The organism is Streptomyces sp. NBC_00306 (assembly GCF_036169555.1).
GTDB classification, from domain to species: domain Bacteria; phylum Actinomycetota; class Actinomycetes; order Streptomycetales; family Streptomycetaceae; genus Streptomyces; species Streptomyces achmelvichensis.
The window spans coordinates 4,776,627-4,795,302 of record NZ_CP108032.1; the positions used below are offsets into that span (position 1 = coordinate 4,776,627).

Sequence of the window (18,676 nt, forward strand, 5' to 3'; positions counted from 1 at the left end):
GACTTCTTACGGTCCCTTTAGCAGGCCTAGACTCCCGTGCATACAGATCGTCGATCAGATCGCCAACGACGTCAGGGAGCGAGGGGCGGACGTGCCGGAACCGACCGTGGCCGTGCTCGCGGCGGACTACTTCGAGAGCTATTCGGTCGTCGGACTGCTCGCGGTGATCGGCGTGCTGTTCGTCGCCGTGGCCTTCGGAGCGGGCCGGCTGCTGAGGCCCGTGGTGCCCACGCCGGAGAAACTGCTGACGTACGAATGCGGCGTCGACCCCGTCGGCGAGGGCTGGGCGCACACCCAGGTCCGCTATTACGTGTACGCCTTCCTGTACGTGATCTTCGCCGTCGACTCGATCTTCCTCTTCCCCTGGGCCACGGTGTTCGCGGCGGCGGGATACGGCGCGACAACGCTCGTGGAGATGTTCATCTTCCTCGGCTTCCTGGCTGTGGGACTGCTCTACGCATGGAAGAAGGACGTCCTGACATGGACGTGACCCCGAACCCCACCTCGAATCCGGCCGCGCACTCGGACACGGAGCTGCTGCCGGAGCCCCGCCGACTGGGCGTTCTCTCCCGGCTGGCGCCCGAACCGATGAAGGTGGTCCTCAACTGGGGCCGCCGCTACAGCCTGTGGGTCTTCAACTTCGGACTCGCCTGCTGCGCGATCGAGTTCATCGCCGCGTCGATGGCCCGGCACGACTTCATCCGCCTCGGGGTGATCCCGTTCGCGCCCGGCCCGCGGCAGGCGGACCTGATGGTCGTCTCCGGCACGGTCACCGACAAGATGGCGCCCGCGGTCAAGCGGCTCTACGAGCAGATGCCGGAGCCGAAGTACGTGATCTCCTTCGGTGCCTGCTCCAACTGCGGCGGCCCGTACTGGGATTCCTACTCCGTGACCAAGGGCGTCGACCAGATCATTCCCGTCGACGTCTACGTCCCGGGCTGCCCGCCGCGGCCCGAGGCACTGCTCCAGGGGATCCTCAAGCTTCAGGAGAAGATCGCACGGGAGTCGCTCGGCGAGCGCTACGGCACCGCCCGCCCCTCCGTGGGCGAACTGCGCAGCCCGCTGGTGACCCCGCCGGCCGCGCCGGGAGGCGACCGGTGACCGCATACGACCGTCTCCCCGACGCCGTCACGGACATCTTCGGCGAGGCGGCCACGGCCGAGCTGGCGTACGAGCTGCTCACGGTCGACGTGCCCGCAGAGTCGTGGATCCCGTCCCTGGAGATCGCCCGTACGCAGCTGGCCTGCACCTACTTCGACTGGCTGAGCGCGGTCGACGAGCCGGGCACCGGCTTCCGGGTCTGCGCGCACGTGGTCTCCCTGGAAGGCGGCCGGGTCCGCCGGCTGCTGCTGCGGACGACGGTCCCGCACGAGGCGCCCGTACTCGCCTCCGCCGTGACCGTGTACGCGGGAGCGGCCTGGCACGAGCGCGAGACCCACGAGATGTTCGGCGTCGGTTTCACCGGCCACCCGCATCTCGTACCGCTGCTGCTGCCGGAGGAGTTCGAGGGCCATCCGCTGCGCAAGGACTTCGTCCTCGCCGCCCGGGTCGCGAAGGCCTGGCCGGGTGCGAAGGAGCCGGGGGAGTCGGAACACGGCGGCCCCAAGCGCCGCCAGATGCTCCCGCCGGGCGTGCCCGACCCCAACGAGTGGGGCCCGCTCAAGGGCCAACTCCCGCCCGCCCCGAGCCGCCCGGCCCGCACGCCCCGAGCGGCAGGCGCTGCCGGAGCCGCGGCGGCCGGAGCAACGGACCGCCCGGCCCGCCGCACCCGTACGGCGGGGGAGGGTTCGGCGAGCCAGGCGGCCGCGGAGGGCGCTCCTGCACGTCGTTCCCGCAGTGTGAGCGAGGGTTCGGCGAGCCAGGCGGCCGCGGAAGGTGCTCCCGTAAGTCGTTCCCGCAGTGTGAGCGAGGGCTCGGCGAGCCAGGCGGGCGGCGAGGGTGCTCCCGTACGGCGTTCGCGCAGTGTGAGCGAGGGCTCGGCGAGCCAGGCGGCCGCGGGAGCGGCCACGCCCCCGGAGGCGCCTCGGGACCCGGCGGCCGAGACACCCGCGCCCGAAGCAGCCGCGGCGGAAGCAGCCGCGGCCGAGACCCCGGCGCCGAAGACCCCGGCGGCCGAGACATCCGCCCCCGAAGCAACTGCGGCGGAGACCCCGGCCCCCACCACCGCACCGGCGGAAGAAGCCGCTTCGGGAGAGGCCAAGCCCCGGCGCGCCGGCAGCTCCGACGCCCCGTGGCACCACGCCCGCCCGGCATTCGAAGAGCCGGACGCGGGCGCGGAAGCCGCCACAGGCTCGCGCGCGGACCCCGAACCGGCCACAGCGCCCGAGCCGAGTACAGGCCCCGAGCCGGCCACTGCACCCGAGCCGACAGCGCCCGAGCCGAGTCCGGGCCCCGAGCCGGCCCCGGACCGCGACACCGGCACGGACCCGGGCGGGGGCACGGACCCCAGCTCCCGCGAGGCGCCGGACGACAGCACCGGCGACGACACCGCCGCCGAGCCCGATGCCGAGTCCGACGGCAACGACGACACCCGTACTCCCCGCCCCCCGGACAGGCCCGAGGGCGGGCCCCATGAGACCGCCGGAGGCGACCCCGCGTGAACGACGCTCTCGACGTCGCCTTCCGGCTGCTCGTCGTCCTCGCCGTCTTCCTCGTCCTTCCCCTCGTCATCGGGCAGACCGAGCACAAGGTGATGGCCCATATGCAGGGCCGCCTCGGTCCCATGTACGCGGGCGGGTTCCACGGCTGGGCCCAGCTCGTCGCGGACGGCGTCAAGTTCGCGCAGAAGGAGGACGTGGTCCCGGCCAACGCCGACCGCCGCATCTTCCAGCTCGCTCCCGCCGTCGCCCTCCTCCCGTACCTCCTCGTGCTGGTCGCCATCCCGATCGGCCCGAGCGAGGGCGCGGTCGGTGAGGTCGTCGACGCGGGGATCTTCTTCGTGCTCGCCGTGATGGGCGTCGGCGTGCTCGGCTCGCTGATGGCGGGCTGGGCGTCCGCCAACAAGTTCTCCCTTCTCGGTGGTCTGCGGACCGCGGCGCAGCTGCTGGCGTACGAACTGCCCATGCTGCTCACCGCCGCCTCCGTCGCCATGGCGGCCGGCACGGTCTCGCTGCCCGGCATCCTCAACGCCTTCGAGTGGTGGTGGCTGCCCTGGCAGATCGTGGGCGCCCTCGTCTTCTTCATCGCCGGACTGGCCGAACTCCAGCGCCCGCCCTTCGACATGCCGGTCGCCGACTCCGAGATCATCTTCGGCGCCTACACCGAGTACACCGGGCTGCGGTTCGCGCTGTTCCTGCTCGCCGAGTACGCGGGCATCGTCGTGCTCTGCGGCCTGACCACCGTCCTGTTCCTCGGGGGCTGGCACGGCCCGATGGGCGCCGACGGACTCGGCTGGGTGTGGACCCTGCTCAAGACCGGTGTGCTCGCGTTCGTCGTCATCTGGCTGCGCGTCACCTATCCCCGGATGCGCGAGGACCAGTTGCAGAAGCTCGCCTGGACGACGCTCGTCCCGCTCGCTCTCGCCCAGATCGCTCTCACCGGCATCGTGAAGGTGGTGATCCAGTAATGCCGCCGATTCCCGGATCCGGCCTCGCCAAGGGCCTGGCCGTCACGCTGCGGACGATGACCAAGAAGACGGTCACCCACCAGTACCCCGACGCGCAGCCCGAACTCCCGCCGCGCTCCCGCGGTGTGATCGGCCTGTTCGAGGAGAACTGCACGGTCTGCATGCTCTGCGCCCGTGAGTGCCCCGACTGGTGCATCTACATCGACTCCCACAAGGAGACGGTCCCGGCCGCCGCCCCCGGTGGCCGGGAGCGCAGCCGCAATGTCCTCGACCGCTTCGCGATCGACTTCTCGCTCTGCATGTACTGCGGTATCTGCATCGAGGTCTGTCCTTTCGACGCGCTGTTCTGGTCACCGGAGTTCGAGTACGCGGAGACGGACATCCGCGAACTCACCCACGAGCGGGACAAGCTCCGCGAGTGGATGTGGACGGTGCCCGCACCGCCCGCCCTCGACCCGGGTGCGGAGGAGCCGAAGGAGATCGCGGCGGCCCGCAAGGCTGCCGAGAAGCTCGCCGCAGCGCAGGCGCAGGAGCAGGGCCAGGCAGGGGAGCAGGCGCAGGCGGCCGACCCTGCCCCCGGTGCCCCGTCCCCGGAGCGTCCCGCATCGCCGCGCCCGGGTGAAGGAGGCACGGCATGATGCTCGCCGCCGCACCCCAGGGCTTCCTCTCGCCGACCGGTGTCGAGATCGCCTTCCTGCTCGTCGGCCTCGCCACCCTCGGCGCGGCCGTCATCACGGTCACCACCAAGCAGCTGGTGCACGCCGCGCTCTGGCTGGTCGTGGCGCTCGGCGGCCTGGCCGTCGAATACCTGCTGCTGACGGCCGAGTTCATCGCCTGGGTGCAGGTCCTCATCTACGTCGGTTCCGTCGTCGTCCTCCTTCTCTTCGGGCTGATGCTCACCAAGGCCCCCATCGGCCGCTCCCCGGACGCCGATTCGGGCAACCGCTACGTGGCTCTGGCCGTCGCCGGCGTCGCCGCGGCCGCCCTGGTCTGGGTGGTCGTGGACGCCTTCCGCGCCACCTGGATCAACCTGGACGGACCCGCGCAGGGCTCCACCAAGGTGTCCGGCGAATACCTCTTCCGGCACTGGGTGCTGCCCTTCGAGGCGCTCTCCGTCCTGCTGCTCGCCGCGCTCGTCGGCGCCATCGTCCTGTCCCGCAAGGGCTCCAAGGACCCCCAGGGGGAGAGCTGATGCACCTCGCCTATCCCGCCGTGCTCGCTGTCCTCCTCTTCTGCGTCGGCCTGTACGGCGTGCTCGCCCGGCGCAACGCGATCCTGGTGTTGATGTCCGTCGAGCTGATGCTCAACGCGGTCAACCTCAATCTCGTCGCCTTCGACGTCTGGCTGCGCGACACCGTGCACGCCGGACAGGCGCTCACTCTTTTCACCATCGCCATCGCTGCCGCGGAGATCGGCATCGGCCTGGCGATCGTCCTGATGGTCTACCGCAACCGCGGATCCTCGGACGTCGACAGGCTCCGCGACACCGCCGAAGGCCACGACGGCAGTTCCGACGAACCTGACGCCACCGCTTCGGCGCAGAAGGCTGAGGCCACCGCGTGACGACCACGACCCTCGCCGTCCTCGTCCCTCTTCTCCCCTTTCTCGGCGCGGCGGCCGGACTGCTGCTCGGCCGCACTGCCCCCGGCTTCGTGCGGCCCCTCGCGGTCCTGCCCACCCTGACCGCTTTCGCGCTCGCCGTGGTGGTCGCCGTGCGCCAGGGCGGGGGCAAGGCGATCGACGCCTCGACCCAGCTCACGCCCACGGGTTCGGTCCCCATCGACCTCGCGCTGTACCTCGACGGCTTCGCGGTCCTGGTCGCCGTCCTCGTCGGCTTCGTCGCGACCTGCGTGCAGATCTACTCGACGGGCTATCTGCGCGACGACCCGCGCTACCCCTCGTACGCGGCTCTCGTCTCCCTCTTCACCTCCGCGATGCTGCTCGTCGTCTACTCCGGCGACCTGATGGTGCTCCTGGTCGGCTGGGAGATCATGGGCATCTGCTCGTACTTCCTCGTGGGCCACTACTGGGAGACGCCCGAGGCGCGCGCCGCCTCCCTCAAGGCGTTCCTGGTCACCAAGCTCGGCGATGTCCCCTTTCTGATCGGCCTGTTCGCGCTCGCCGCCGACGCCGGCACGTTCCGGATCACCGGGATCCTCGGCTCCGTCGCGGCCGGTGGCCTCGACCACCCGACACTGGTGGCGCTGCTGCTCCTCGCGGGTGTGGCCGGCAAGTCGGCGCAGTTCCCGCTGCACACCTGGCTGCCCGACGCGATGGCGGGCCCCACTCCCGTCTCCGCGCTGATCCACGCGGCGACCATGGTCGCCGCCGGTATCTACTTCGTCGCCCGTCTCCTTCCTGTCTTCGCGGCGTCCGCCGCTGCCCTCACCGTCCTGGCCGTCATGGCCGCCGTCACGATGGTCGGCTCGGGCCTCGCCGCCCTCGCCCAGGACGACATCAAGCGTGTCCTCGCTTACTCGACCATCGGCCAACTCGGCTACATGTCGGGCGCCCTGGCCGTCGGAGACCGTGGCGCGGCCGTCTTCCACCTCATGGCGCACGGTGCGTTCAAGGCGCTGCTCTTCCTCGCCGCCGGCGTGGTCATCCATGCCGCCGGCACCAACTCCCTGGCCGCCATGTCCCGGATGACGGGCCTCCCCAAGCGCATCCCCGACGCCTACTGGACGATGACCGTCGCCCTGCTGGCACTTGCCGCGATCCCTCCCTTCGCCGGCTTCTTCTCCAAGGAAGCCGTCCTCGTGGCCGCCGAGCACACCGCGCTCGGAGACTCCGGCGTCGCCCCGGTCGGCGCGGGCTGGATCGTCCTCGTCGCCGGGCTGGTGACGGCCCTGCTGACCGCCGCCTACGCGATGCGCCTGTGGCTGCTCGCCTTCCACGGACGCGGAGCCGAAGCCCCCGACCACGGCCGCGAACCCCTCTCCATGAATGCCGTGCTCTGGGTGCTGGCCGTCCCCTCCCTCGGATTCGGTCTCACGGTCGGCTACGTCGACGACTGGTTCGACGGACACAGCCTCACCCCGACCGTGACAACCGCCGTCCTCGGCACGGGAGTCGCTCTGGTCGGCGGACTGATCACCTACGCCGCCTGGCGCGCGCTGCAGTACCGCCGGGGCCCCGCCCGCCCGCCGATGGGTGCCGTCGCCGCCCACCCCGACGCGGCTCCCTCGGTCTCCGAGGCCGAGGCCGTCGCGACCCACACCCCCGCCTACGGCGACATCGCATCCGCCCCCGACCCGTCCGACCCGGGCCGTCTGCTGCTCGGCCCGCTGCACGGCGCCGCGGTCACCGGCTTCCATCTGGACGCCGTCTACCGCGCGCTGTTCGTCCGGCCCGTCCAGGCCGCCGCCGTACTGGTGCGCTTCCTCGACCGCGAGGTCGTCGACACCTACGTCCGCGGGGCGGGCACCGGCAGCAACTGGCTGGGATGGCTCGTCCGGCGCGCCCAGACCGGCAATGTGCAGACCTACCTCGGCGCCCTGCTCGCCGGCTCGGCCGTCCTCGCCATCGCCGCCGTCGTCCTGTCCACCGTCAACGCGGGATCGTGAGCCGTGATCGATATCAGCGAGTCCGTGATGCAGTTCCTTCTCGCGTTCATCGTCGTCGCCCCGCTCGCCGGGGCGGCCGCGGCGCTGCTGCCCGCCCCGCCCGGCCTTCGCGGCACCGGGCCCGACCAGGCGGTCCTGCGCCACGGCATGACCGTCACCGGAGCCGTCCTCGTCGCCACCGTCGTGCTGGCGCTCGGCTTCGACCACGACCACCCGTCGAGGATGCAGGCCACGACGGATATCAGCTGGATCCCGGCACTCGATGTGCGGATCCACCTCGGCATCGACGGCATTTCCCTCCCCCTTGTCGTGCTGACCGCGCTGCTGACCTTCCTCTGCGCTCTCTACAGCTACTTCAAGATGCCTTCGGGCCCGTCCCCGAAAGCCTTCGTCGCGCTGCTGCTCGTCCTCGAATCCGGGACGCTCGCGACCTTCGCCGTACTCGATCTGCTGCTGTTCTTCCTGGCGTTCGAGATGGTCCTCATCCCGATGTACTTCCTCATCGCCCGCTGGGGCGGGGAGGCGCGGCAGGCCGCCGCCTGGAAATTCATCCTCTACACGCTGCTCGGCTCCGTCGTCATGCTGCTCGGCCTGCTGCTGATCGGGCTGAAGACCGGCACATTCGACATGGTGGCACTCGCCACTGACAACGGCCGTGGACTCACCTCGTCCGTGCAGGTCATCGCCGTTTTGGCGATCGGTCTCGGCCTCGCCGTGAAGACCCCGATGTGGCCACTGCACAGCTGGCTGCCCGATGCCCACACCGCCGCCCCGACCGTCGGCTCGGTCCTGCTCGCCGGTGTCCTGCTCAAGATGGGGACGTACGGCTTCGTCCGTATCGTGCTGCCGATCGCTCCCGACGGCATGCTCACTTTCGCGCCGTACCTCGCGGCCTTCGCCGTCGCGGGCATCATCTACGGATCGCTCGCCTGCCTCGCCCTGGCCAAGGAGGGCGCCGGCGGCGACCTCAAGCGCCTGATCGCCTACTCCTCCGTCGGTCACATGGGCTTCGTCCTCCTCGGCATCGCGACGATGACCCCCACCGGCGTCAACGGCGCGCTGTTCGCGAACATCGCTCACGGCCTCATCACCGGTCTGCTCTTCTTCCTGGTCGGCGCCCTCAAGGACCGCTACGGAACCGCCGACCTCGACACCCTCGCCGGCGCCACCGGAGCCGCCCTCTACGGCCGCGCTCCCCGCCTCGGTGCCCTCCTCGCCTTCGCCGCGGTCGCCTCCCTCGGGCTGCCCGGGCTCGCCGGGTTCTGGGGCGAGATGCTCGCGCTGTTCGGCGCCTTCGACCCCGCCGACGGCCTCAGCCGGCCCGCGTTCCTCACCTTCATGGCGATCGCCGCGTTCGGCACGCTGCTCACCGCGGCCTACCTCCTGGTCGTCGTCCGCCGTGTCTGCATGGGCGCGCTGCGGACCGAGGAGCAGGAGAACCGGCCCCTCGCCGACGTCCAGACGTACGAGTTCGCCGCCTGGACACCGCTCGTCGCCCTCACCGTCCTCGCGGGACTGTGGCCCGCGGTTCTCCTCGGCCTCACCGACCCGGCCGTGCAGAAGCTCCTCGCAGGAGGCAAGTCGTGACCGTGGCAGCCGACAGCGGCACCAGCCTCGTCCAGTCCGTCGACTGGCTCGCGATCGCACCGCCGACCATCGTGGCGGTCGTCGGTCTGATCGTCCTGGTGGCCGACCTGTTCACGCCGGAGAAGCGGAAGCATCTGCTCGGCTTCGTCGCGATCGCCGGTCTGGCCGCCGCACTCGTCACGCTCGTACCACTGCGCAAAGGCGACCGGGAAACCTTCTGCCTGACCACCGACACCGCGGCGTGCAGCTACACCGCGGACCACTTCACTCTGGTCATCCAGTTCCTGGTGCTCGGCGGCGCGCTGCTCACCGCCCTGCTGTCGCTCCACGACACGCGCACCAGGCTCCCCGCGGGCGAGTTCTGGTTCCTACTGCTGTCGTCCGCCGCCGGAGCCGCCCTGCTGCCCGCCTCCCGGGACCTCGCCACCCTCGTCGTCGCCCTCGAAGTCGCGTCGCTGCCGGCCTTCGCCCTCGTCGGCCTCCGCCGAGGCGACCGGCTCTCCAGTGAGGCGGCGCTCAAGTTCTTCCTCTCCTCGGTCACGGCGACCGCTGTCATGCTCCTGGGCGTCAGCTTCGTGTACGCCACGACGGGCACCCTTCACCTCACGCGTATCGCCACCGGGCTCGACGACGTCCCCGGACAGCTCGACACGCTGGCGCAGGCAGGGGTCGCGCTGACCCTTGTCGGCTTCGCGTTCAAGACGGCCGCCGTCCCGTTCCACTTCTGGGTCCCCGACACCTATGTGGGTGCGCCGCTGCCCATCGCCGCCTACCTCTCCGTCATCGGGAAGGCCGTCGGCTTCTCCGGCCTCATCCTGGTCACCGTCATCGCCTTCCCGGGCTATGCGGACGTCTGGGGGCCGGCGATCGCCGTCCTCGCGGCCCTCACCATGACCGCGGGCAATGTGGCCGCCCTGCGGCAGTCGCCCACGCGCGCGTGGAGCGCGGTACGTCTGCTGGCCTGGTCGTCGGTGGCCCAGGCCGGCTACCTCCTGGTGCCGATCGCTGCCGCCGCCTATTCCAGCGACGACCAGATCGGTGCGACGGTCGCGTACGCCCTGATGTACGCCGTCGTGAACCTCGGTGCCTTCGCCGTGGCCGCGCTGGTCGCCCGCAGCCGGCCCCTCAACCGCGTCGCCGACTACCGCGGTCTCTATGCCGGCCACCCGCTGGCCGCTCTTGCCATGGGCTTCTTCCTGCTCTGCCTGGCGGGCCTGCCGCCCGGCATCATCGGCCTGTTCGCCAAGGTGACCGTCTTCTCCTCGGCGGTCGACGCGGGCCTGGGGTGGCTGGCGGTCGTCATGGCCGTCAACGTCGTGATCGCCCTGTACTACTACCTGAAGTGGACCGCGGTCCTCTTCCGGGCCCCCGAGGGTGCCGTGGAAGGCGCCGCGGCAGCTGCCGACGAGGCCGAGCCCGTCCACAAGGGAGCCCCGGCGCCGGTCACCGTCGTCATCGTGCTGGCCGTCGTCGCCGGCATCGCTCTCTCCGGATACCCCCAGCTGATTCTGCGCTTCGCCGCGGGCACCCTGTTCTGAGGGTCACCCGAACGGCTCACTCCGAGGCCGGTAGCACAAGGGAACTAGCGTCCTTCGCCTGGCGTTGACCAGTACAGAAGGGTCCACTGGACAGTGGAGCACCACCACGCAAAGGGTCCCCTGCCGCACCGCTTGGAGGGCGTACCGTGCACCGCCGGCACAATGGGCTGAAGACCGCCGTACTCCTCGGGGGACTGTCCGCACTCATCCTCGTCATCGGCAGCTTCTTCGGCCGTACGGGCCTGCTCGTCGCTCTCCTCGTGGCGATCGGCACCAATGCGTACGCCTACTGGAACAGCGACAAGCTCGCCCTGCGGGCCATGCGGGCCCGACCGGTCAGCGAATTCGAGGCCCCGCAGCTCTACCGGATCGTCCGCGAGCTCTCCACCGCCGCCCGCCAGCCCATGCCCCGGCTCTACATCTCGCCCACACAGGCTCCCAACGCGTTCGCCACCGGCCGCAACCCGCGCAACGCCGCGGTGTGCTGCACCGAAGGCATTCTGCAGATCCTCGACGAGCGGGAGCTGCGCGGCGTCCTCGGCCACGAGCTCAGTCATGTCTACAACCGCGACATCCTGATCTCCTCCGTCGCCGGAGCGCTCGCTTCCGTGGTGATGTTCCTGGTGAACTTCGCCTGGCTGATCCCCGTCGGCCGCTCGGACGACGACGACGGCCCCGGCATCCTGGGCTTCCTGCTGATCCTGATCCTCGGGCCGCTGGCCGCCTCCATCATCCAGCTCGCCGTCAGCCGTTCCCGGGAGTACGAGGCGGACGCCTCGGGCGCCCAGATCACCGGCGATCCGCTGGCCCTGGCGAGCGCCCTGCGCAAACTCGACGCCGGTACGAAACAGCTCCCCCTGCCTCCCGAGCCGCGTCTCGAGACCGCCAGTCACATGATGATCGCGAACCCCTTCCGGCCGGGTAGGGGTCTGTCCAAGATGTTCTCCACGCACCCACCGATGGCGGAGCGCATCGCCCGACTCGAACAGATGGCAGGTCATCGCCCGTGAAGACAATCCTGAACGTCATTTGGCTCATCCTGTGCGGCTTCTGGATGTTCCTCGGATACATGGTTGCGGGCCTGGTGCTCTGCATCACCATCATCGGCATCCCGTTCGGTCTGGCCGCGTTCCGGATCGGCATCTATGCGCTCTGGCCCTTCGGTTACACCGTGATCGACCGCCGGGACGCGGGTGCCCCGTCCTTCGTCGGCAACATCCTGTGGCTGATCCTCGCCGGCTGGTGGCTGGCCCTCGGCCACATCTTCACGGGCATCGCCCTGTGCATCACCATCATCGGCATCCCGCTGGGCATCGCGAACTTCAAGCTGATCCCGGTCTCCCTGGTGCCGTTCGGCAAGGAAATCGTCCCGTCGGACGAGGCGTTCGGGGTTCGCTGACGCGCAGGCGGAACACCGCCGCGAGCGCGGACTCGCATGGGCGGTGCGCCGCGCCGGGGCCTCAGCCGCGGCGTCGCATTCCGTAGACGAGTGCGCCCGCCCCCACGACGGCCGCGCCGGACAGCACCGATGACAGGGGCAGCGCGAAGGCGAGCAGCACACAGCCGGCGAAGCCCAGAATGGCCACCACTCGCCATCGGGAACCGAGCGTCCAAGCCGAAGCGTTGGCAATTGCGTAGTACATGAGCACGGCGAACGACGAGAACCCGATGGCACCCCGCACATCGGCCGTCGCCGCCACCACCGCGACGACGGCCCCCACCGCCAACTCCGCCCGGTGGGGCACCTGGAAGCGCGGGTGCACGGCCGCCAGAGCGGTCGGCAGGTGGCCGTCCCGTGCCATGGCCAGCGTCGTTCGTGAGACGCCGAGAATCAGCGAGAGCAACGACCCGAGCGCCGCCACCGCGGCACCCACCCGCACCACCGGTACGAGCCACTGCGCGTCCGCGGCCCGCGCCGCCTCCGCGAGCGGAGCGGTGGCCCGCCCCAACTCACCCGCGCCCAGAACGGAAAGGACCGAGACCGCCACACACGTATAGACGACCAGAGCGATACCGAGCGCCAGCGGGACCGCGCGCGGGATCGTCCGCGCCGGATCGCGCACCTCCTCGCCGAGCGTGGCGATCCGGGCGTACCCCGCGAACGCGAAGAACAGCAGCCCGGCCGCCTGGAGCACACCGCCCGCCGAGACATCCGCCTCCACACCAAGGCGCCCGAAGTCGGCCGAGCCCGACGTGAGAGAGGAGACGACGACCGCCGACAGGACGGCCAGCACGACCGCGACGATCACCCGTGTCAGCAACGCCGATTTCTGAACACCGGTGTAGTTCACGGCCGTCAGGGCGACCACTGCGGCGACCGCCACCGCATGCGCCTGATCCGGCCAGGCGTACGTCCCCACCGTCAGCGCCATGGCCGCACACGAGGCCGTCTTTCCGACGATGAACGCCCAGCCCGCCAGACAGCCCCAGAACTCGCCGAGCCGCTCACGTCCGTACACATAGGTCCCGCCCGACGCCGGGTAGCGAGCGGCCAGCCGCGCGGACGACATGGCGTTGCAGTACGCGACGGCCGCAGCGATCGCCAGTCCCACCAAGAGCCCGGAGCCGGCGGCCCGTGCCGCCGGGCCCAGCGCGGCGAAAATGCCCGCCCCGACCATCGACCCCAGACCGATCACCACGGCATCGGACAAGCCGAGCGACCGTCTCAGCTGCTGTGTCATGTGCCGCACCTTACGGATCTCTGCAACCGCGGCCCGACGACGAGACGTCTTCGAGAACACCACCGTACGAAAGGCAGGTCACGGCATGAGCATCATCGGCTGGATCATCCTCGGACTGCTCGCCGGGGCCATAGCCAAGATCCTGCTGCCGGGCCGCGACCCGGGCGGCCTGATCGGCACCACGCTCATAGGTGTCGCGGGAGCGTTCATCGGCGGCTGGATATCGGCCCGCTTCCTGGACCGGTCGATCAGCAACGAGTTCTACGACGGGCCGACCTGGGCCGCCGCGATCGGCGGATCGCTCGTGCTGCTGATCGTCTACCGGCTACTGTTCGGCCACTCGCGCTCGCGCTGACCCGCCGCCCGGGCTTTCCACGCGACCGAGGCCGCGTTCGCGCTTGACATGCCGGCGGGGCGTGCCACGCAACCGAGGCCGTGTGTTCGCGCCGACCCGCCCCCGGCCGTGCCATGGAACCGAGGCCTCAGCCGGGCAGGCCCGTCTCCCGCAGGGTGATGTTCAGCCGCCCGCTGCTGATGCCCGTCGCGGGGTCGGCCGTGCCCGGGTACACCTTCGGCACCCCGTGGTACGCGAAACGAGCCGGCCCGCCGAAGACGAACAGGTCGCCGGAGACCAGCTCCACATCGCGGTAAGGGCGGCCCCGCGTCTCGGTGTTGCCGAAGCGGAACACGCAGCTGTCGCCGATGCTCAGCGACACCACCGGCGCACCGGACCGCTCCTCCTTGTCCTGGTGCATCCCCATCCGCGCCGAGCCGTCGTAGAAGTTGATGAGCGCGGTGTCAGGGGTGTATTCCACGCCCTTCGTCACGTCGCCGCCCTCTGCGCCGCCCTGGCCGTACGCACCGCTCTCGCCGTACGCCGCCTGCACAGCGGTACGGCCCAGCTCGACCAGCCAGTCCGGGAACGGGGCGACCCGGGCGCCGTTCACATCGTCCGCCGTGCGGGTGTAGCGGTACGGCTGCCAGTGCCAGCCGAGACACACCGTCTGCACCGACATGACGCCCCCGCCCGGCAGCGCGGTGTGCCGGAGCGGGACGGGGCCGCGCGCCCAGGACCGGCACGCCTCCACCAATTCCCGCTGGCCTTCCAGCGGCAGCCACCCCGGCACATGCACCGCGCCGGGGGCCACCACCGCCGGGTCCCTGGGGAACAGGGCCGCGCCGCTCACGACGCCGGCGCGCCCTCGAGACCGAGGAGCCGCTCCTTGTGCTCCACTCCGGCGGCATAGCCGCGTAGCGCTCCGTCCGAGCCGATCACCCGGTGGCACGGCCGGACGACCAGCAGCGGATTGCGCCCGATCGCGGTACCCACCGCCCGCACGCCGACCCGCGACGTACCGACACGGGAGGCGATCTCCGCGTACGTCGCCGTCGCCCCGTACGGAATCTCCTCCAGCGCTGCCCACACCCGCCGCTGGAACTCCGTGCCGCCGTCCACGTACTCGATGTCGAAGTGGGTGAGCCCGCCGCCGAAGTACGCGGTCAGCTGCCGTCCGATCTCCTCGAAGGCGGCGGGATCGTGCCGCCAGCCGTCCAGGACGACGGCGCCGCCCTTCTGACCCGGCAGGGAGAGGGATGCGAGCGCGGTGCCGCCGTTCGCCGTGGCCGATTCCTCGCCGACCAGCAGCAGTTCGCCCAGCGGGCTGTGGATGGTCGTGTAGACCGTCGTGGCGGTCATGGCCCTGTCCTTTCCTCGCGGCATGTTCTGCGTCCTACGCCTACGAGTCTGCGCCGCCCGGACGGCCGAAGCTGGCGGGATTCGGACGTCACGCCAGGCGCCCGTCCGGCTCCCGACGTGGCCGCGCCCGCAGGTCCCGAACCGCCCGCCGTTCGCACGGCCCCGCCGGCCGGTCCCGAACCGCCCGCCGCCCGCCGCCCGGCCCCGAACCGCCCGCCGCACGCCCGCACGCCCGCACGCCCGCCCGGACGAGGCGGGGGAGGAGCGGACCGGCCGCTCCGCCCCCGGTCCGTCCGGCGAGCACCCGCGGTCAGCGGTAGTTCACGAACTGAAGGGCGAAGTCGAAGTCCTGCCCCTTCAGCAGCGCCTGCACGGCCTGCAGGTCGTCCCGGCTCTTGGAGCTGACCCGCAGCTCCTCACCCTGGACCTGAGCCTTGACGCCCTTGGGACCCTCGTCACGGATGATCTTCGCGACCTTCTTGGCGTTCTCCTGCGAGATGCCCTCCTCGATGGAGGCGAAGATCTTGTACTCCTTGCCGGACAGCTGCGGCTCGCCCGCGTCCAGCGCCTTCAGCGAGATCCCGCGCTTGACCAGCTTGGACTGGAAGACGTCGAGGATGGCCGTGACCCGCTCCTCGGAGTTCGCCTGCATGAGGATCTTCTCGCCGGACCAGGCGATCGAGGCCCCGACGTTCTTGAAGTCGTAGCGCTGAGAGATCTCCTTCGCGGCCTGGTTGAGGGCGTTGTCGACCTCCTGCCGCTCGACCTTCGAGACGATGTCGAAACTGGAGTCGGCCATGTCCTGTGGCTCCTTGTATCGGGTGCGTGGAGGAGCGGCCGGAATCCCCGAACCGCACGGGCAAGCCTAGCCACCCGCACCCGCCCCGAGCGCTGATCAATCCGGTGGCGGAGCACCCCCGGGCATCAGGTATCGTTTACGTCGTTGCCACGGAGCACCGCCGAACAAGCGGCCCTCCTGAGGCGACATCCCATGGCGGTGTGCCCGAGTGGCCAATGGGAGCGGACTGTAAATCCGTCGGCTTAGCCTACCCAGGTTCGAATCCTGGCGCCGCCACGCGAAGTGATGGCCCCTGAACTGCGGAAACGCAGTTCAGGGGCCATCGTCGTTCACCCCCGGCGCGACCGTCCCGGGAAACGCACCGGCCCCGGACCTGCTCACGGCCCAAGTCCTGCTCACCGCCCATATCCGGGACGGGCCGTCGACGGGCCTCTCGGGCCCGAACTGCACCGGCGCCGTGCCCTCTTCGCCCGGCGGGGCCGAAGGCCACGGACCCCCGCCCGGCTCTCCTTCCTCCTAGGATCGGGCCATGAGTCGGACCGACCGTGGCAGCCGTGTGATCGCGGCCCCGAAGACGACCGTCTACGGCGCCCTCCTCGACCGGGAGTCCCTCGAAGCCTGGCTGCCGCCCGACGGTATGCGCGGGCGGATCGAGCAGTGGGATCCGCGGCCCGGCGGCGGGTTCCGGATGGTTCTCACCTACCTCGATCCCGCCGACAGCCCTGGCAAGACCTCGGACGCGACGGATGTCGTCGACGTCGGGTTCGCCGAGCTGGTGCCGTCGGAGCGGGTGGTGCAGACGGCGGTGTTCGAGGCCGACGACGCGGCGTACGCGGGCACCATGACGATGACCTGGGATCTCGACGCCGCCGGCGACGGGACCGAGGTGACCGTCACCGCCACGGACGTGCCGCCCGGCATCGATCAAGCGGATCACGAGGCCGGCATCGCCTCCTCGCTGGCCAACCTCGCGTCGTACGTCGAAGCCCGCGGCTGAAGGCCCCCGAGGACGGGTGGCAGCGCGCGCGGTGCGCGGCCACCGCCGTCCGCAGAGGCAGGGCACAGCCGGGCTCAGCCCTACCGAACGGCCCGCCGCTCCCATTCCGCGCGGGTCAGTTCGTACTCGACATCGCCGTGCTCCGAGCCCTCGATCACATCCGGCCAGTCGTCGGTGAAGCTGCGGACGTACGACAGACCGGCCTTCTCCATCACCCGGCGGGACCGCGCGTTGACGGTCATGGTGTTCGCGGTCACCCGCTCCACCCCGAGGTCCGTGAATCCCTTCCGGATCAGGGCGCGCGATCCCTCCGCGGCGTAGCCGTTGCCCCAGGCCGACGTGTTCAGGCGGTAGCCGAGTTCGACGACGGCGGGGCTGTCGTCCGACAGCGGGCGGAAGGCGAACCAGCCCAGGAAGGTCCCCGTGGCCTTCTCCTGCGCCGCCCAGTAGCCGCGGGTGCCGAAGCACGGGTAGTCGTGGAGCAGCCGGGGCAGCGTCTGTTCCCGGATCGTCTCGCGGCTCGTCGGGCGGCCGCCGTTGATGAAGCGCATCACGGCGGGATCGTTGTCCAGGTCCAGCAGGGGTTCCTCGTCCGCCTCGGTGAACGCACGCAGGACGAGCCGTTCGGTCTCCAGGAAGATGCGCATGGCCGCATCCTCACGAGCAGCCGACCCGCCCGCCACCGCATTTCGTACCGGTGGCGGCGCGGGCCGGACAGGCCACCTCAGTCGGCCAGCCGGAAGGCCAGCTCCATCTCCCACTTGTTCATGTCCGGCTCGACGCGCGGGTCCGTCAGATACGACTCCAGCCGGCAGCCCCACAGCTCGGAGCCGCCGACCTCCCGCATGTCCCAGACGAGGCCTTCCTGCGCGGCCCACTCCCGCAGCGCCGTGATGACGTCGAACAGCTGGTCCGGATGGCCGACATGGGTGACGGTCGCGTAGCGGCCTCCCGGCAGCATCCCGACCCTGATGTCCCCCTCGGGCTCCGGCAGGGAGTCGACGGGCAGACCGGCCTCGACCTCCGACTCCCCTTCCATGTCGATGCTGTTGAAGCGGAAGAAGGGGGCACCGGCGAACTCGACGCCCTGGCCGGTCAGCCAGGCGATCAGCTCGCCCAGCCGGTCGGCGATCGCGGCGAAGGAGTCCATCCGCACGGAACCGCGGATGAACACGTACGGCTGCTCCTCGAGCTCGACAACCGCGGGCTGAATCTCAGGCATGTCTTTCCTCATGACATCAACGACTGTCCACTGGACGCGGATTCATCGGCTTCCGCGAACGGGACGCGGACCGAAGGGCTGCTGAACCAGATCTGACCGGCAGGACCGCCGGACGCTCAGCCGCCCGCGACCGCCTTCACTGCCTCGATCACCGGAACCGTGCCGCTGATCAGCTCCAGCGTCTGCCCGGCCGTGCCCGGGGTCTCCAGCAACTCCGCGAGGACCGCCGCCACATCGTCGCGCGGAATCGGTCCGCGGCCCGTCGACGGTGCCAGCTGGACCAGGCCCGTTCCGGCGTCGTTCGTCAGCGAACCCGGCCGCAGGATCGTCCAGTCCAAGCCGGTGCGGGAGCTGACGTTCGCGTCCGCCTCGCCCTTCGCCCGCAGGTAATGGTCGAAGACGTCGTCACCCGCGTGCTGAGGGTCCGCGCCCATCGACGACACCACGACGAACCGCCGTGCGCCCGCGCGTTCCGCCGCGTCCGCGAGCAGCACTGCCGCGTCCCGGTCCACCGTGTACTTGCGGTCCACACTGCTGCCCGGGCCGGCGCCCGCCGCGAAGACCGCGCCGTCCGCGCCCTGCAGCACCTCGGCCACCTCGTCGACCGAGGCCGACTCCAGGTCCAGCAGGACCGGTTCGGCTCCCGCGTCCCGCAGGTCGTCGGCGTATTCGGGTTTGCGGATGAGGCCCACCGGCTCATGCCCGCGCGCCGAGAGCAGCCGCTCCAGGCGCAGTGCGATCTGACCGTGTCCTCCTGCGATGACAATGCGCATGAGTACGACGGTACGTCCGATGCGCCCCTCGCGCGCACGGACAGGCAGGAGCCGGGCGCGGTCGGCTCACACGGACGGCCGCCGTGCGCACGCGGTCGGCCCGTACGCAATAGGCACGGCAGGGCGCGGCGAACGCGCCCGCACCCCGCACGCGGCCACGCGGCAACCAACCGCAACCCCGCACGCGGCCGCCCCGCAACCAACCGCACCCCGCACGCGGCCACCCCGCAACCAAGAGGGGCGCACGCCCTC

21 protein-coding genes and 1 tRNA gene are annotated in these 18,676 nt (G+C 70.7%); 15 read left to right on the forward strand and 7 right to left on the reverse strand.

The genetic code is table 11. The features are described 5' to 3' along the window. Positions 1-91 precede the first annotated feature (91 nt). From OHA05_RS21290 to OHA05_RS21345, 12 genes are all read left to right on the forward strand, one after another. Entirely contained in the window at positions 92-490 is a 399-nt protein-coding gene (locus tag OHA05_RS21290; RefSeq protein ID WP_313944730.1) for an NADH-quinone oxidoreductase subunit A, read from the forward strand. Beyond that, positions 481-1,101: an NADH-quinone oxidoreductase subunit B gene (locus OHA05_RS21295; protein WP_328861454.1), complete on the forward strand. Its 621-nt coding sequence runs from the start codon at positions 481-483 to the stop codon at positions 1,099-1,101. Before OHA05_RS21290 ends, OHA05_RS21295 begins: the two co-directional genes overlap by 10 nt. Continuing rightward, positions 1,098-2,600 (forward strand): NADH-quinone oxidoreductase subunit C, encoded by a 1,503-nt coding sequence (locus OHA05_RS21300; RefSeq protein ID WP_328861455.1) that lies wholly within the window; start codon positions 1,098-1,100, stop codon positions 2,598-2,600. Before OHA05_RS21295 ends, OHA05_RS21300 begins: the two co-directional genes overlap by 4 nt. Then, the gene (locus OHA05_RS21305) at positions 2,597-3,565 is read left to right on the forward strand and encodes a complex I subunit 1/NuoH family protein (protein ID WP_328861456.1); all 969 of its coding nucleotides are present in this window, start codon (positions 2,597-2,599) and stop codon (positions 3,563-3,565) included. Before OHA05_RS21300 ends, OHA05_RS21305 begins: the two co-directional genes overlap by 4 nt. After that, positions 3,565-4,203 (forward strand): NuoI/complex I 23 kDa subunit family protein, encoded by a 639-nt coding sequence (locus OHA05_RS21310; protein WP_328861457.1) that lies wholly within the window; start codon positions 3,565-3,567, stop codon positions 4,201-4,203. The genes OHA05_RS21305 and OHA05_RS21310 overlap by 1 nt, the downstream gene beginning before the upstream one ends. Then, positions 4,200-4,757 (forward strand): NADH-quinone oxidoreductase subunit J family protein, encoded by a 558-nt coding sequence (locus tag OHA05_RS21315; protein ID WP_313944725.1) that lies wholly within the window; start codon positions 4,200-4,202, stop codon positions 4,755-4,757. Before OHA05_RS21310 ends, OHA05_RS21315 begins: the two co-directional genes overlap by 4 nt. After that, positions 4,757-5,128 (forward strand): NADH-quinone oxidoreductase subunit NuoK, encoded by a 372-nt coding sequence (gene nuoK, locus OHA05_RS21320; protein WP_313944724.1) that lies wholly within the window; start codon positions 4,757-4,759, stop codon positions 5,126-5,128. Before OHA05_RS21315 ends, nuoK begins: the two co-directional genes overlap by 1 nt. Further along, the gene (locus OHA05_RS21325; protein WP_328861458.1) at positions 5,125-7,131 is read left to right on the forward strand and encodes an NADH-quinone oxidoreductase subunit 5 family protein; all 2,007 of its coding nucleotides are present in this window, start codon (positions 5,125-5,127) and stop codon (positions 7,129-7,131) included. The genes nuoK and OHA05_RS21325 overlap by 4 nt, the downstream gene beginning before the upstream one ends. 27 nt (positions 7,132-7,158) lie before the next feature. Then, complete coding sequence (locus tag OHA05_RS21330; RefSeq protein ID WP_328863436.1) at positions 7,159-8,718, forward strand: complex I subunit 4 family protein; 1,560 nt, start codon at positions 7,159-7,161, stop codon at positions 8,716-8,718. Next, on the forward strand, positions 8,715-10,256 hold the full coding sequence (locus OHA05_RS21335; protein ID WP_328861459.1) for an NADH-quinone oxidoreductase subunit N: 1,542 nt from the start codon (positions 8,715-8,717) through the stop codon (positions 10,254-10,256). The genes OHA05_RS21330 and OHA05_RS21335 overlap by 4 nt, the downstream gene beginning before the upstream one ends. A gap of 146 nt (positions 10,257-10,402) precedes the next feature. After that, positions 10,403-11,266: a zinc metalloprotease HtpX gene (gene htpX / locus OHA05_RS21340; protein WP_313944721.1), complete on the forward strand. Its 864-nt coding sequence runs from the start codon at positions 10,403-10,405 to the stop codon at positions 11,264-11,266. Next, on the forward strand, positions 11,263-11,655 hold the full coding sequence (locus OHA05_RS21345; RefSeq protein WP_313944720.1) for a YccF domain-containing protein: 393 nt from the start codon (positions 11,263-11,265) through the stop codon (positions 11,653-11,655). The genes htpX and OHA05_RS21345 overlap by 4 nt, the downstream gene beginning before the upstream one ends. A 61-nt stretch (positions 11,656-11,716) precedes the next feature. Here the strand turns inward: OHA05_RS21345 and OHA05_RS21350 are convergent, their stop codons facing one another. Next, positions 11,717-12,937 carry an APC family permease gene (locus OHA05_RS21350; protein ID WP_328861460.1) on the reverse strand — a complete coding sequence of 407 codons (1,221 nt, stop codon included), beginning with the start codon at positions 12,935-12,937 and terminating at the stop codon, positions 11,717-11,719. Between the two features lie 85 nt (positions 12,938-13,022). On the opposite strand from OHA05_RS21350, the gene OHA05_RS21355 reads away from it, so the two are divergent. Continuing rightward, the gene (locus tag OHA05_RS21355; protein WP_313944718.1) at positions 13,023-13,292 is read left to right on the forward strand and encodes a GlsB/YeaQ/YmgE family stress response membrane protein; all 270 of its coding nucleotides are present in this window, start codon (positions 13,023-13,025) and stop codon (positions 13,290-13,292) included. Between the two features lie 127 nt (positions 13,293-13,419). Here OHA05_RS21355 and OHA05_RS21360 read toward each other — a convergent pair whose 3' ends face one another. The 3 genes from OHA05_RS21360 to OHA05_RS21370 form a co-directional block, all read right to left on the reverse strand. Beyond that, on the reverse strand, positions 13,420-14,124 hold the full coding sequence (locus tag OHA05_RS21360; protein ID WP_328861461.1) for an alpha-ketoglutarate-dependent dioxygenase AlkB family protein: 705 nt from the start codon (positions 14,122-14,124) through the stop codon (positions 13,420-13,422). Next, positions 14,121-14,633 carry a methylated-DNA--[protein]-cysteine S-methyltransferase gene (locus tag OHA05_RS21365; protein WP_328861462.1) on the reverse strand — a complete coding sequence of 171 codons (513 nt, stop codon included), beginning with the start codon at positions 14,631-14,633 and terminating at the stop codon, positions 14,121-14,123. The genes OHA05_RS21360 and OHA05_RS21365 overlap by 4 nt, the downstream gene beginning before the upstream one ends. A 310-nt stretch (positions 14,634-14,943) precedes the next feature. Further along, positions 14,944-15,432 carry a YajQ family cyclic di-GMP-binding protein gene (locus tag OHA05_RS21370; protein WP_313944715.1) on the reverse strand — a complete coding sequence of 163 codons (489 nt, stop codon included), beginning with the start codon at positions 15,430-15,432 and terminating at the stop codon, positions 14,944-14,946. A 194-nt stretch (positions 15,433-15,626) separates the two neighbouring features. Here OHA05_RS21370 and OHA05_RS21375 point away from each other — a divergent pair. Together OHA05_RS21375 and OHA05_RS21380 are read left to right on the forward strand one after the other, a co-directional pair. Continuing rightward, positions 15,627-15,708 (forward strand) — tRNA-Tyr (locus OHA05_RS21375). A gap of 253 nt (positions 15,709-15,961) precedes the next feature. Then, entirely contained in the window at positions 15,962-16,429 is a 468-nt protein-coding gene (locus OHA05_RS21380) for an SRPBCC family protein (RefSeq protein WP_328861463.1), read from the forward strand. Between the two features lie 80 nt (positions 16,430-16,509). Here the strand turns inward: OHA05_RS21380 and OHA05_RS21385 are convergent, their stop codons facing one another. The 3 genes from OHA05_RS21385 to OHA05_RS21395 all read right to left on the reverse strand — a co-directional run bounded on the left by OHA05_RS21385 (position 16,510) and on the right by OHA05_RS21395 (position 18,424). Beyond that, entirely contained in the window at positions 16,510-17,076 is a 567-nt protein-coding gene (locus OHA05_RS21385; RefSeq protein WP_328861464.1) for a GNAT family N-acetyltransferase, read from the reverse strand. 77 nt (positions 17,077-17,153) lie between these two features. Continuing rightward, complete coding sequence (locus OHA05_RS21390; RefSeq protein ID WP_313944712.1) at positions 17,154-17,651, reverse strand: GyrI-like domain-containing protein; 498 nt, start codon at positions 17,649-17,651, stop codon at positions 17,154-17,156. 116 nt (positions 17,652-17,767) lie between these two features. Next, a complete protein-coding gene (locus OHA05_RS21395; RefSeq protein ID WP_328861465.1) occupies positions 17,768-18,424 on the reverse strand; it encodes an SDR family oxidoreductase in 657 nt (218 codons plus the stop codon). Between the last annotated feature and the right edge of the window lie 252 nt (positions 18,425-18,676).

Excerpts from the sequence above, each read along its gene's own strand:
- OHA05_RS21295 (WP_328861454.1), top strand. The coding sequence starts at position 481 with ATGGACGTGACCCCGAACCCCACCTCGAATCCGGCCGCGCACTCGGAC.
- OHA05_RS21310 (WP_328861457.1), top strand. The coding sequence starts at position 3,565 with ATGCCGCCGATTCCCGGATCCGGCCTCGCCAAGGGCCTGGCCGTCACG.
- OHA05_RS21315 (WP_313944725.1), top strand. The coding sequence starts at position 4,200 with ATGATGCTCGCCGCCGCACCCCAGGGCTTCCTCTCGCCGACCGGTGTC.
- nuoK (WP_313944724.1), top strand. The coding sequence starts at position 4,757 with ATGCACCTCGCCTATCCCGCCGTGCTCGCTGTCCTCCTCTTCTGCGTC.
- OHA05_RS21330 (WP_328863436.1), top strand. The coding sequence starts at position 7,159 with ATGCAGTTCCTTCTCGCGTTCATCGTCGTCGCCCCGCTCGCCGGGGCG.
- OHA05_RS21350 (WP_328861460.1), bottom strand. The coding sequence starts at position 12,937 with ATGACACAGCAGCTGAGACGGTCGCTCGGCTTGTCCGATGCCGTGGTG.
- OHA05_RS21355 (WP_313944718.1), top strand. The coding sequence starts at position 13,023 with ATGAGCATCATCGGCTGGATCATCCTCGGACTGCTCGCCGGGGCCATA.
- OHA05_RS21365 (WP_328861462.1), bottom strand. The coding sequence starts at position 14,633 with ATGACCGCCACGACGGTCTACACGACCATCCACAGCCCGCTGGGCGAA.
- OHA05_RS21370 (WP_313944715.1), bottom strand. The coding sequence starts at position 15,432 with ATGGCCGACTCCAGTTTCGACATCGTCTCGAAGGTCGAGCGGCAGGAG.
- OHA05_RS21380 (WP_328861463.1), top strand. The coding sequence starts at position 15,962 with ATGAGTCGGACCGACCGTGGCAGCCGTGTGATCGCGGCCCCGAAGACG.
- OHA05_RS21385 (WP_328861464.1), bottom strand. The coding sequence starts at position 17,076 with ATGCGCATCTTCCTGGAGACCGAACGGCTCGTCCTGCGTGCGTTCACC.
- OHA05_RS21390 (WP_313944712.1), bottom strand. The coding sequence starts at position 17,651 with ATGCCTGAGATTCAGCCCGCGGTTGTCGAGCTCGAGGAGCAGCCGTAC.
- OHA05_RS21395 (WP_328861465.1), bottom strand. The coding sequence starts at position 18,424 with ATGCGCATTGTCATCGCAGGAGGACACGGTCAGATCGCACTGCGCCTG.